The organism is Sinobacterium norvegicum (assembly GCF_923077115.1).
Classification (GTDB): domain Bacteria; phylum Pseudomonadota; class Gammaproteobacteria; order Pseudomonadales; family Sinobacteriaceae; genus Sinobacterium; species Sinobacterium norvegicum.
Map to the genome: position 1 here is coordinate 248,367 of NZ_CAKLPX010000002.1, position 11,612 is coordinate 259,978.

The following is an 11,612-nucleotide window of genomic DNA, read 5'->3' on the forward strand; positions in this document are numbered from 1 at the left end:
ATTGATCGGGGAAATCCGGCGATGGATCTGGCGCCTTAGTCAATACACGGAGTGGTTTTATTAAAAATTGTGAGGCCGTGTTTGAGCGCAGCGAGTTGCCGATCAATATTTTAATGAAAGCCGCGCAGTGTGTCGAGGCTGCCGCCCCGACCTTTAACTGGCTGACACTAGCCCTCTGTTCTGCTCTCCTGCATCCGCTTCATACGCAGATAAGTATCGCGATTGATACTGATAAAAATCCCCTCGCAGCTGGCAGTTAACTCGCCATTGGCCCAGATCTCGGCGCCGAGGGTATTCTTGCGGCCATCGACCTTGATCACCTTGCCGGTAAATGTCAGCTCGGTGTTGAGTGGTGTTGGCTTGTGGTATTTCACCGTCAGCGTGCCTGTCATGCCGGGTTGCCCGGTTATTTTTTGGCCTACACCAAGGAATTGATCGAACAGCGCGGCGACAAAACCACCGTGAACGCTGTTTGGTGGCCCCTCATACTGCCAGCCCATGGTGACGCTGCCATAAACACCGTTATCATCCATCCACACCATAATAGGGGCGGCGAGGGGGTTGGATTTGCCATCCAGCGGGTTGAGTTCATAGGCAATCGCGCCCATGTCACCATGGCCGCCGGCGGCTTCAAAGCTGGTGCGGCTATAGAGCCGTGGCAGTGCTGCCAGTTGTGCGGCCTGGCCTTCAATAGCCTCAGCAATAGCGTTGAGCTCAGCGGTGCCGCCAGTACAGGTGACGGAGGCATTGATCAGCTGGCGAGTGGCGTCGGCCAGTCGGCGTTTCGCTGCCCAGTGGTCATCGATCGGGGGGCGGAGATCTTCGTGGTCAAAGGGATAGTACTTCTCATTCATAGGTCAGAGGCCAAATTAAGTGTTGGGCGATGAGTTTTAGTATTGGTTAACAGCGACAGAAAGTAACCATCTCTTAGGGTGGTGGCAAGGTTATATCAGTTTCGCTTATGGCATTATCAATAAGTTGAATTAGTCAAAATTAGTTGAGCGCAGTACCTTAGATAACAAGTCAGCCGAAACGCAGCCTGGCAAGCTCACTACAGAGCACTATTCGATAAAGCGATACGCTTGGGAGTACATAATGAAACTAATTATCAACAAGACTGCCAATGGCACTGTTAATTCTGCAACCAGCCAATGTGGCCGTTACGCCTGGCACTGTAAGCAGCCTGTTGCCAAGAAAAGCACCATTAAATCGAATATGAATCACGCGGCAGTCGTCAATAAATAAGCCCGAGTAACACAACACAACACGAAGGCAGTACTGTGAATAGCAGTGCTGCCTTTTTTCGTTTATTACTGTGGTTTTTAGGTTTGTAAGATGGCGTTATCTTGATGGGTAAAGGTAATGGCCGGGGAAATAAATAAACGCGATACCGAGCAGGTAAATTATTCAGTCGATGAGTACCTCTCCGTTTTTGATGCCATGGTTTTCAAGGGTGATAGGCTTGTCGAATTGAGAGCTTAGGCCGAGCTTCAGCCATTTGATAGCAGCGATTGAACTCGATCGCTTTACTTAATTTTACCTTTTTTGATTCGCTCCGAGTGGTGTCTGGTGGCAGTCTAACGCTGCGTAATCAGAGCGGCCGCCGGCAAGACGAACGAGGAGAATTGAGTGATGAAAGAGCGTCTAAAGATGCAGGAAATGGAGCAATTCCCCGCAGCAGCGATTCCCTACAGCAATGATGTTATCATTGTTACAGCAAATATTATTACCGTGAACCCACAGCAGCCACGAGTGGAGGCGATGGCTTATTGCAGTGGCAGAATCCTGGCCCTTGGCAGCTTGACGGAGGTCACTGCACAACTCGCAGGGCGTGACTACAGTGTCGATAACCGTTTCATCGGCAAGACTATTGTACCGGGGTTTATAGAGGCCCATATGCACCCGATATTGGCATCGGTGCTGACTTCGAAATTTCACTATGCCGGGCCGTTCGACCGGGTCGGTAATGGCGGTAAAATCCTGCAGGGTAGCCCGACGCTGGCAACATTGACGGCACGGCTCACCGGGGTTCGTGATCAGCATAATGCCGCAGGAAAAAAGGGACAATGGATTAATATATGGGGGCTGGAGCCATTATTAATCGGCGCTGAAGCGATGATTAACCGTGATTTTATCGATGCTATTATCGATGATTCGCCAGTCTGTATTCTGCACTCCAGTTGCCATTTGTTGTCGATGAATAGCCTGGCCTTGGCGAAGACCGGCTTTTGCTCAGACGGCAATGCCGACGTGGTCTTCCGACAGCAGCAACGCCTGACTGGTGTGGCGGCTGAACTAGCAAATATTTATCAGGTGATAGAGGCCGGCGGCCTTGACTACGGTAAGAGCTCACAGGAGATTGCGCTCTGCTTGATCGACTACAGTCAGGTGCTGCATCGATTTGGCGTCACCACCGCCGCCGACTGCGGTATGGGCATGCCATTCGACCCCTATCCGCTGTATCAGGTGCTGGCCAAGAATCGGGCATTTAAGCTACGGCTCGCCGCCTATCCACTGGCCGAGTATTTTACTGTCGACGATGTTGAAGCGATGGCGGCTAACAATCATGACCGCTTGGCAGTGAATAAAATTAAGTTTGCCAGAACCGACGGCTCTATCCAGGTGGCGACTGCCTGCCTGCTCGACGAACACTACTATAACGGTCGTCCTAACAAGGCAATGGTTAACTCTGGGGAACAGATTTTTCAACAGTGCATCGTGTTTCACCGGGCCGGTTACAACCTTTCTTTTCACTGTAACGGTAGCGGCGCGACGGAGCAGTTACTTGATGTCATCGCACGCATGCAGCGGCATTATCCTCGCTCAGGGGCCAGGCACTGCCTCGAACACAATCAGATGGTGACGCCGGAGCAGTTAGTAAGAATGAAGCAACTGGGGGTGGTGCACAACCTCTGTGCCAATCAGTTGGCGGTGTGGGGTGATTTTCATGCCAGCACGTCGCTGGGGCCGGAACGGGTGGCGACACTCAACCCCTTTCAGAGCTCAGTTGAGCACGGTGTCAGATTCGCCATCCACAGCGATGATGTGGCCACCCAGGCACAGCCACTGCTGATGATGTCAAATGCGATGAGTCGCCAGAGTAATATCAGCGGCAATGTGTACGGCAAAAACCAGTGTTTAACCGCCTCTCAGGCGCTACATGCCGTGACATTAGGGCCGGCATTCTTGCTTGGGCAGGAGCACTGCAAGGGGTCAATTGAAATAGGTAAATTAGCCGATTTTGTGGTGCTTGAGCAAAACCCGCTGGTAGTCGACGAGCAACGTGTGAAAGATATTGTCGTCTATGCCACTAGCTTGGGCGGCGAGATCAGCGTGCATCGATAGCCGGTCGCCGCGACGGCTAATGTATGCGGCGTATTATTAATACTATCGGGATCTGCTCTTCAGTGTGAGCCGCTGACAGCAGTAAGGTGTTGTCATCGATCGCCCAAAGCTGAAAACTAATCAGTGAGTTGAGTGAATGAAAGTGCCCGCCTACCGCTCGATCGATACCTTGCTTGCCATGTATTTCGCGGTTGCTTAACCTCAGGTCGAAGCGATTCTGAGTTAGTTTTAATATCTCGGCATCACTGTCAAGGGTGAGGTTGCCAGCCTCGGGATAGTCTGGGAGGCTATTGTTGAGGCTGAATTTAATATTGTCCTTGCTTACATGAAGGCTGAGAACACTGATAACTTCTTGTTGGCTGAATCGGTTGATCGTGGTCCCCTGCCAATAGCCTAAGTGTCGATCGGGTGAGAGGTATTTTTGCTGGCCATACAGATAACCGCAGAGGCTCCCGAGTGACAAGCTGAGCGTCAGGCAGAGAATCATTATTCGACGTGACATGTCATACCCCGGCTGTCTTCTTGGCAGATGGTGAGCGGCGCATCATCGACAAAATAGCGGACGATACCGTCTTCTTCAATGGGGAGTAATGCTTGCTCTGCGGCGTTGGTAGGGAAAACAAGCCAGTCATCGCCGACCTGATAGATGGTTTTTTCTGGGTAGAATAGCGGTGACAAGCTGTGGCTGACAAAAAAACCGACGACAAATAATACGACAGCGGCCAATACAATCTTAGCCGTGACAGCCCGCTTGTGGTTGAACGCTTTTTGCTCGCTGGCAGGGGGTGGCGTTGCTGCTGGTATGTCGTTGTCCTTAGTCGCAGCCGGTTCGCTTTGAAATACTGCCGCAGGGGGAATGTCGATGGGTGGTACTGGTTCGATATCGAAGATCAGCGGTTCTATCGATAGCCGATAACCCTGTTTGGGGATGGTGCGGATAATCGTGCGATTATCATCGAGGAGCGAGCGGCGCAGGCCTTTTATCGTCTGGTTGATGGTGGCATTGGTCACATAGGACTCTTTCCACACGGATTCATCGAGCTGGTCACGGCTGACAATCTCCGGGTAGGACTCTATTAGCAGCTGTAGCAAGGCAGCTTCGCGAGCCCGTAATTGACTGTATTTACCGTCAACTCTCAAAACCCCGGAAGCGGTCGAGTAGAAGAAATTTTCAATTTGGTAGCAGGGTGGCTGAAGCCTGAGTTCGCTCATGGTTTTGTTGGTCATCATAGAGTTAGCTTACATTATATCTGTAATTTCACCGGCGAGGGAGTGTAATTAAACGCTTAATTGATTGAGCTGTGTAATTCTGGAACGCCACGCGCTGCAATTCTCACCCTCGTCGCGGGAAATCTGCAGAATTAAACTGAGAAAAAGTAATATCTCATTTTATTTTTTTCATAAATATCTGATTTATATTGTATTTTCTGTTTTCTTAAATGTTGTTTTTCTTAACTCTCTTCTCATGGCTAGGGCGGGTAAAGTGGCGCCCATCGAGTCCTGCTAACAGTACGGCGGACCACAGATTTTATTTAGTTACTATGAAAAGGGTATGACCATGAAAAAAACGATTATAGCTTTATGTGTTGCCGCTACCATGCCGTTGGCCTACGCCGAGACAGTGAGCGTGGATCTTGATCTTGAGGAAGTCTCAGAGCTTAATGATGCCCCCGATCCAGGTGATCACACCAAGGTATCTACCATGGTAGGGGCCACTTATGGTGTGCAGGGTGCCGGTGAAGGAAACAACCAGATGGTTGAATTTGTCGGCCAGATGTCCGGCGCCAAGGACAGCGGCAATCTCTTTCTTGCACTGGGTCAGGTCACCGGCCGGGAAGGCGCCTCGGGTGAGGACAGCAGTTTTGAGCTATCTAAACTGCGCGGTCGTTATTTCGAGGTGACCCAAACTGGCTCTGAGTTATTCCCGATGGCTGGTATCTCTTTGGATTATATCGAAACAGGGATGACCGATGGCTTGACTGAGCGCCTGGTCGCCGTTGGTGGTGTGGTACGAGCGACGACGCCAGCTGATAACTGGTTAGCCTTCCCAATCGTTGCCGCTGTCTACGCCCAAAACGATGACAGTCTCAGTGGCTTACCCAAGGGTTATGTCGACTCGAATGCCTGGGGGATGCAGGTCAATTTAATGAATAGCATCTATCTGCACGAGAACGGTACGCATATTCAAATCAACCCCCAGTACACCTCTCTCGATATGGGCGGCCAGCTAGGTACAGTGAATACCCTGCAACTTGATATGGCGTTGCAGGCTCCGTTGAGCAAGGACCGTAAACATTGGGGCAAGATTACCTATACCGAATTTTTCGATGATGCGGCGAGAAACAGCATCCACCACAACGACCAGGTTCGTGAGATCAAATTTACTTATAACTACTTCATGTAAAGAACATTTCTGATCAATTGGGCGGTAGGCTGGCACAAGGCTGCACCGCCAAAGGAGGTTTCAATGAGCACTCAAACGCTTAACACAGCACAGCAAAACAGCACCGGTAAGTGGATTCCACTACTGATCTTACTGGCGGCACAGTTCGCCACGATGGCCGATAACTCCGGCTTGATGGTTTCTACCGATGCCCTGATCGCGCTGCATGGCGCATCAATGCCCGACATTCAAATGGCCAATGCCATGTACCCGCTGATTGCCGGTGCCGGTATGGTTGCAGGTGGTTTGATTGGTTTAATTATTGGTTGGCGGATACAGATGGTTCTCGGTGCCGGTCTATTAGCCGTGGCATCTTTTACCAGTGCCTTCGCGCCGAATATGGATGTACTTAACTACGGTGGACGAGTGTTGGCTGGCTTGGGTGCCTGTTTATTGGTACCGGCGGTATTAGCTAATGTAGCCGGTATTTATAAAGGCAAAGATCAGGCTATTGCCTTTGCTGCTATTGCCGCCTTGGTCGGCTTAGCCAGTGCGGTAACGCCGATATTGTTTGGTTTTATCCTCGATAATGCCAGCTTTTCCTCTGCCTTTGCCGGCCTGGGTGTCTACTGTATGCTGGTCTCTGTTGCCAGCTTTAAGTTGCCGACGTTAGACTTGGCTGCCTTCAAGGGTAAGTTCGACTTCGTCGGTGTTGCCTTGGCGGGTGGTGGCCTGCTGCTGCTGGTAACCGGCTTATTGAAAATTTCTGAGTGGGGCTTGATTGCACCCTTAACCGACACGGCTGTGATGGGCCTTTCTCCCGCACTGCCAATGGTTGCCCTCGGTTTGATCGTATTGAAGCTGTTAATGTCTTGGGAAGGTAAGTTCGAGCAGGGTGGCAATACTCCGCTGCTGCCAAAGAGCTATGCACAAAATCCGCAAGTGGTTCTCGGTCTGATTCTGTGTGGCGCTGTCTTCTTAATGTTTGGCGCAACCGGTTTTATCAATGTTTCGTATATGCAGCTGGTTGCCGGCATGAGTGCTCTATCTTCTGGCCTGGCTCTCTGTGCCTTCGCCTTTGGTATGCTACTCGGCTCACTGGGTGCCCCGGCTAAGTTGTCTCACCTCAGCTGTCGCATGATTTGCCAGCTAGGTTTCGGTATTGCGATTGCCGGTACAGCGATGATGTTCCTAGGGTTTACCGCTGAAGGTATTACCGTTTGGCAGTATGTGTCACTACTAACCTTTGGTATTGGTGCAGGCTTGGTGGCCTCTCAGGCCTCAATTGTTGTGACCTCGGCACTCTCTGATCGTGAGGCTCAGCAGTCCGGTGGTATCCAGGCGACATCACGTAACGTTGGTCAGGCTATCGGTGTGGCTATACTCGGATCGATTATGTTGTTCTCGCTAACCGGCAACATTCACAGTGCTGTCGAAGAGCACAAAGACCTGAGTGCTGAGAGTAAGCAGTTGATTCTATCGATTCCTTCGCTACCATTTGTCTCCAATGCCATGGCGCTGGATATGATGACCGATGTGATTGTTGAGGAAGAGCAACAGATGGTTGTTCAAATCATGGCGGAGTCTCGCTTGTCTGCAGCGCAGAATGCATTGATTGGACTCATCGTCCTCATGGGAGCGTTCTTGCTAGCTTGTAGCAAACTCCCCGCTGTGTCGCTGATGGGCAACAAGGATGAGTCGCCAGCCGCGGAGGCTGACAAGGCGCTTAAGTCAAGTTGATTGGCCGTAGGGTAACCTCGGCTCTGTAAGCAAACGTCTGGCAGCGATGCCAGGCGTTTTTTTTGTCCTGCCGCCGGGGTAAGAATCACCGTTGAACAAGGCGGTTTATGTACTGCCAAGGCAATGAATAAACATTGTTTTGTCGGGTTGTTTGGCCTCCAACGCAGAGTTGTTATGTTTCATAAATTCACTTCATTTCATTTCACTTTATTTGGTTCGATAAAACCGTGCCGCGGGGATACTTTAGTGCGCAGAAACAAAGACGACAGAATTTATGCACATTGAAACTTAAGCTAAGGAGTCAACTATGAGACGTTCACAATATGCAAAACCAGGTCTGCCCTATAGCGATGACACTGTTTTATTTATCGGTGATTTTATCACCGTTAACCAAGAGCTGCCTCGCGCGGAAGCCGTTGCCGTTAAAGCAGGCGTATTCATTGCTGTAGGTACTCGTGCTGAGGTAGAGCTGCAGCTGCAGGGCAAGGCCATAACTTATACCGTCAACGAAGACTTTGCCGGTAAGACTATTACACCGGGTTTTATCGAAGCCCATATGCACTTTCCTGTAGCGGCTATCTTCACTCTCAGTTTTAACTACGGCGGCCAGTTCGACCGGGTTGGTCTCGGTGGCGAAGTGATCAAAGGTCACAGTACTAAAGAGTCGCTGCAGGCGCATATTCGTCAATTAGTGGCAGAGCACAATGCCGCTGGCAAACAGGGGGAGTGGATCAACCTGTGGGGCTTGGACCCGCTATTAATGACTGACGACACGATTATTGATCGCGACTTCCTCGACGCATTGTGTGACGACTCGCCATTCTTCTACCTTCATGCCTCATGTCACCTGAGCACAATGAACAGCCGTGCACTGGCGATGGTTGGCTATAGTCTGGATGACAACCCTGAGTTTATCATTCGTAAGAATGGCCGTTTGACTGGCGATATTGCTGAATTGGTCGATATGTATCGTGCCTTTGGCAAGGGTGCACTGGCGATGCCGTCACCGGCAGACAGCGTTAAATGCATGGCGCAATATTCTGATGTGGCCAGCCGCCTGGGTCTGACCACGGTTTCCGACTGCGGCATGGGCGTGCCTTCAGATACCTACCCAGCCTTCCAAGCGGTATCTCAGATGGAATCCTGTAAGGTACGTTTCGCTTGCTACCCAGCCATTGGTCACTATGACTTCGATGCCATCGAGTCGATGGCGGCGGCGACTAATGATCGGCTGATGATTAACAAGGTGAAATACCTCAACACCGACGGTTCTATCCAGGGCTTTACCGCATTATTAGAGGAGGGTGATAACTACTACAACGGCAATAAAAATGGTGCCACAGAGCGTCCCTTTGAGCAAATGTATGAAGAGATGCTGCCTTATCACAAGGCTGGATACAGCATCTCAGTTCACTGCAACGGCCAAGGGATGACGACGGCACTGTTGGATATCTTCGAGCGTATGCAGTGTGAGTTCCCTCGCCCAGAGCTTCGCCACTGCCTGGAGCACAACCAGATGGTGACTCCGGCGCAGATGGACCGTATGGTCGACCTCGGTGTTATTCACAACCTGTTCGGCACCCACATTGCGGTCTGGGGGGATGTACACGCTAAGCAGACGGTTGGGCCGGATCGTGTTAAGACGCTGAACCCGTTCCAGACTTCGGTACAGAAGGGTATCCCCTTCGCTATCCACTGTGATGATGCAGTAACGCAGATCAACCCGTTGTTTATGATGTGGGCATCGATGACACGACAAAATATCTTCTCTGGCGAGGTGCTGGGTGAGGAGGAATGTCTGACGGCAGAGCAAGCGTTGCATGCGGTGACTATGGGGCCAGCCTACTTGATGGAGAAGGATCAGCAGATCGGCTCTATTGAGGTGGGTAAGCTGGCCGACTTCGCGGTACTGGGTAGCAACCCGTTGACTGTCGACAAGCAGCAGGTGAAAGACATCAAGGTCTTTGCCACAGTGACCGGCGGCAAGGTATGCATCCACTCCTAGTCAGCAAGCCTGGCGATATCTAAGCTCCGATATAAAACCACTACCGGCTGACGCCGCTGGTGGTTTTTTCGTTAAGTCGGCGGCATCAACAGCGGTGGCCATGTTCCCTAGGTTATATCAGTTTGGCTTATGGCATTATCAATAAGTTGAATTAGTCAAAAATAGTTGAGAGTAGTAATTTAGTTAGCAAGCCAACCGGTGAACGGTTACACGGCTAACCCAATTGACTCATTACCCACCATGTTCGGGAGTACATTATGAAACTAATTATCAACAAGACTGCTAACGGCACGGTGAATACTGCAACCAGTCAATGTGGTCGCTACGCTTGGCACTGTAAAGCGCCAGTAGCTAAAAAGAACAATATTAAATCGAATATGAATCACGCCACCGCGGTGACTAAATAGTCACAGCGCTGCGGCCAAGGTGATAACACCTCGGCGATAGTCCACGCAGAAGACAACAAAAAAGGCCGCACTATTGCTAGTGCGGCCTTTTTTATTCACCGCCAACCGAGGTTGGCGGTTACTGTTTAGGGCGATTAATCGAGCTTGCCCAAAATCGCGCCACCGGTTGGAATACCGACACCAGAGGTCACAAGCACGTTGTTGACGACCTTCTTTGGTTGGTTGACCGAGGTACCGCGTACCAGGCGAGTCGCTTCAACAATACCGTTAACACCGTGGATGTAGGCTTCGGAAAGCTGACCGCCGTGGGTGTTGGTCGGCAGGCGACCGTCTAGACGCAGGGCGCCGCTGTTAACGAAGTCGGCTGCGCCGCCCTTCGGTGCAAAGCCCCAGCTCTCGAGTTGCCACAGTACGATCGGGCTGAAGGCATCGTAGATAACCGCCGCGTCGATGTCATCGGCGGTTAAACCAGACTGCTTATAAGCTTCCTGCGCAGCGATGTCCATTGATGGAATAGCGGCGATCTCATCGCGATAGAACGAGGTCATCGATTCCATGTTGGCGGCAGCTGCCTGACCAACACCACGGATTGCCACGCCGCCCTGCTTGCAGTCTTTGGCCTTGTCAGCGCGGGTAATAATGACCGCTGAGGCGCCGTCAGATTCCAAACAGCAATCATACAGCTTCAGCTCGCCTACAATCTTCTTCTGAGCCTCATACTCTTCGCGATCGAAGGGGGTATCATGGAACATGGCAGCCGGGTTGGTTGCCGCGTGCTGACGGGTGGTATAGGCCACTTCAAACAACGCATCCTTAACCTTTTGCTCGCCCACCTGATCCATGTAACGACAGTTGAACATCGATACCCAAGAGGCGGGAGTCATCAGACCTGAAGGCATATACCAGCCCCAGTGCATGGCATCGGGGGTGATAATGTCGCCAGAAACACCCTGCGAGAAACGGTGGCCTGAGCGACCGTTAAGGCCGCGGTAGCAGACCACGGTCTCACACATGCCAGAGGCAATCGCCATGACGGCCTGGTGGATCAGACCGGTGCCGGCGCCACCGCCGTGAGGGACGCGGCTGTAGAAAGTAATGTCGCCGATGCCGACGGCACGGGCGAGTTCAATCTCGTCGGTGCTGTCCATGGTAAAGGTAGTCATACCATCGACGTCAGCCGGTGTTAGGCCAGCATCCTCGAGGGCTAACTTAACCGCTTCACAGGTCAGTTGTAGCTCAGAGCGACCGGAGTTCTTGGAGAATTCAGTATTGCCGATACCGACAATCGCAGCTTTATCTTTAATCATCTTCAGCGATCCTATTGCGGTAGTTGAATTTTGACGGTGCCTGCCATGTGCATGCCCCATACGTTATTTTCGCCGGTGACTTCGATATCAACCGTTCCGCTGGCGTCGTCTTTGGCCTTGATCTCGCCAACCAGTGTCATGATGAAGCCCGGTAGATTGGGTGCGCCCAACTTAAGATCAATTTTCTTGACGGTGGCGTCTGGGCCGGCCCAGTTCGTCACGTAAGAACCCATCAAACCGTTAGAGGTCAGAATGTTCATAAAAATGTCTGGCAGGCCGGCAGCCTGAGCGACTTTCTTGTCGTGGTGAACCGCGGTGAAATCGCGGGATGCCACAGCACCACCGACGATCAGGCCCGAGGTGATCGGCACTTCTTGGCTGGCCAGCTTGTCGCCAACCTGTACGTCTGCAAATTTAGTCATTGT

11 protein-coding genes are annotated in these 11,612 nt (G+C 51.5%); 6 read left to right on the forward strand and 5 right to left on the reverse strand.

All coding sequences use genetic code 11. The annotated features are described in order from the left end of the window. Nucleotides 1–167: 167 nt before the first annotated feature. Nucleotides 168–854 (reverse strand): PaaI family thioesterase, encoded by a 687-nt coding sequence (locus L9P87_RS10135; protein WP_237444622.1) that lies wholly within the window; start codon nucleotides 852–854, stop codon nucleotides 168–170. Nucleotides 855–1,095: 241 nt separating this feature from the next. Between L9P87_RS10135 and L9P87_RS10140 the strand changes: the two genes are divergently transcribed. Together L9P87_RS10140 and L9P87_RS10145 are read left to right on the forward strand one after the other, a co-directional pair. Next, nucleotides 1,096–1,245 (forward strand): hypothetical protein, encoded by a 150-nt coding sequence (locus L9P87_RS10140; RefSeq protein ID WP_237444623.1) that lies wholly within the window; start codon nucleotides 1,096–1,098, stop codon nucleotides 1,243–1,245. 387 nt (nucleotides 1,246–1,632) lie between these two features. Continuing rightward, the gene (locus tag L9P87_RS10145) at nucleotides 1,633–3,345 is read left to right on the forward strand and encodes an amidohydrolase (RefSeq protein ID WP_237444624.1); all 1,713 of its coding nucleotides are present in this window, start codon (nucleotides 1,633–1,635) and stop codon (nucleotides 3,343–3,345) included. A gap of 16 nt (nucleotides 3,346–3,361) precedes the next feature. Here the strand turns inward: L9P87_RS10145 and L9P87_RS10150 are convergent, their stop codons facing one another. Further along, nucleotides 3,362–3,847, reverse strand: coding sequence for a hypothetical protein (locus tag L9P87_RS10150; RefSeq protein WP_237444625.1), 486 nt, complete (start codon nucleotides 3,845–3,847; stop codon nucleotides 3,362–3,364). Continuing rightward, a complete protein-coding gene (locus tag L9P87_RS10155) occupies nucleotides 3,832–4,575 on the reverse strand; it encodes a winged helix-turn-helix domain-containing protein (RefSeq protein WP_237444626.1) in 744 nt (247 codons plus the stop codon). Before L9P87_RS10155 ends, L9P87_RS10150 begins: the two co-directional genes overlap by 16 nt. Nucleotides 4,576–4,903: 328 nt before the next feature. On the opposite strand from L9P87_RS10155, the gene L9P87_RS10160 reads away from it, so the two are divergent. The 4 genes from L9P87_RS10160 (at nucleotide 4,904) to L9P87_RS10175 (ending at nucleotide 9,880) form a co-directional block, all read left to right on the forward strand. Beyond that, nucleotides 4,904–5,749: a hypothetical protein gene (locus L9P87_RS10160; protein ID WP_237444627.1), complete on the forward strand. Its 846-nt coding sequence runs from the start codon at nucleotides 4,904–4,906 to the stop codon at nucleotides 5,747–5,749. Between the two features lie 63 nt (nucleotides 5,750–5,812). Further along, the gene (locus L9P87_RS10165) at nucleotides 5,813–7,468 is read left to right on the forward strand and encodes an MFS transporter (RefSeq protein ID WP_237444628.1); all 1,656 of its coding nucleotides are present in this window, start codon (nucleotides 5,813–5,815) and stop codon (nucleotides 7,466–7,468) included. A 307-nt stretch (nucleotides 7,469–7,775) separates the two neighbouring features. Then, entirely contained in the window at nucleotides 7,776–9,473 is a 1,698-nt protein-coding gene (locus tag L9P87_RS10170; protein WP_237444629.1) for an amidohydrolase, read from the forward strand. 257 nt (nucleotides 9,474–9,730) lie between these two features. Next, nucleotides 9,731–9,880: a hypothetical protein gene (locus L9P87_RS10175; protein WP_237444630.1), complete on the forward strand. Its 150-nt coding sequence runs from the start codon at nucleotides 9,731–9,733 to the stop codon at nucleotides 9,878–9,880. Nucleotides 9,881–10,014: 134 nt separating this feature from the next. On the opposite strand, the gene L9P87_RS10180 is transcribed toward L9P87_RS10175, so the two are convergent. Together L9P87_RS10180 and L9P87_RS10185 are read right to left on the reverse strand one after the other, a co-directional pair. Further along, nucleotides 10,015–11,187 carry a lipid-transfer protein gene (locus L9P87_RS10180; RefSeq protein WP_237444631.1) on the reverse strand — a complete coding sequence of 391 codons (1,173 nt, stop codon included), beginning with the start codon at nucleotides 11,185–11,187 and terminating at the stop codon, nucleotides 10,015–10,017. Between the two features lie 11 nt (nucleotides 11,188–11,198). Continuing rightward, nucleotides 11,199–11,609, reverse strand: a complete 411-nt coding sequence (locus tag L9P87_RS10185; RefSeq protein WP_237444632.1) for a hotdog family protein — start codon at nucleotides 11,607–11,609, stop codon at nucleotides 11,199–11,201. Nucleotides 11,610–11,612 lie beyond the last annotated feature (3 nt).

Bases quoted from the DNA above. Each gene is read 5' to 3' on its own strand.
- L9P87_RS10135 (WP_237444622.1), bottom strand. From the start codon at position 854: ATGAATGAGAAGTACTATCCCTTTGACCACGAAGATCTCCGCCCCCCG.
- L9P87_RS10140 (WP_237444623.1), top strand. From the start codon at position 1,096: ATGAAACTAATTATCAACAAGACTGCCAATGGCACTGTTAATTCTGCA.
- L9P87_RS10145 (WP_237444624.1), top strand. From the start codon at position 1,633: ATGAAAGAGCGTCTAAAGATGCAGGAAATGGAGCAATTCCCCGCAGCA.
- L9P87_RS10150 (WP_237444625.1), bottom strand. From the start codon at position 3,847: ATGTCACGTCGAATAATGATTCTCTGCCTGACGCTCAGCTTGTCACTC.
- L9P87_RS10155 (WP_237444626.1), bottom strand. From the start codon at position 4,575: ATGATGACCAACAAAACCATGAGCGAACTCAGGCTTCAGCCACCCTGC.
- L9P87_RS10160 (WP_237444627.1), top strand. From the start codon at position 4,904: ATGAAAAAAACGATTATAGCTTTATGTGTTGCCGCTACCATGCCGTTG.
- L9P87_RS10165 (WP_237444628.1), top strand. From the start codon at position 5,813: ATGAGCACTCAAACGCTTAACACAGCACAGCAAAACAGCACCGGTAAG.
- L9P87_RS10170 (WP_237444629.1), top strand. From the start codon at position 7,776: ATGAGACGTTCACAATATGCAAAACCAGGTCTGCCCTATAGCGATGAC.
- L9P87_RS10175 (WP_237444630.1), top strand. From the start codon at position 9,731: ATGAAACTAATTATCAACAAGACTGCTAACGGCACGGTGAATACTGCA.
- L9P87_RS10180 (WP_237444631.1), bottom strand. From the start codon at position 11,187: ATGATTAAAGATAAAGCTGCGATTGTCGGTATCGGCAATACTGAATTC.
- L9P87_RS10185 (WP_237444632.1), bottom strand. From the start codon at position 11,609: ATGACTAAATTTGCAGACGTACAGGTTGGCGACAAGCTGGCCAGCCAA.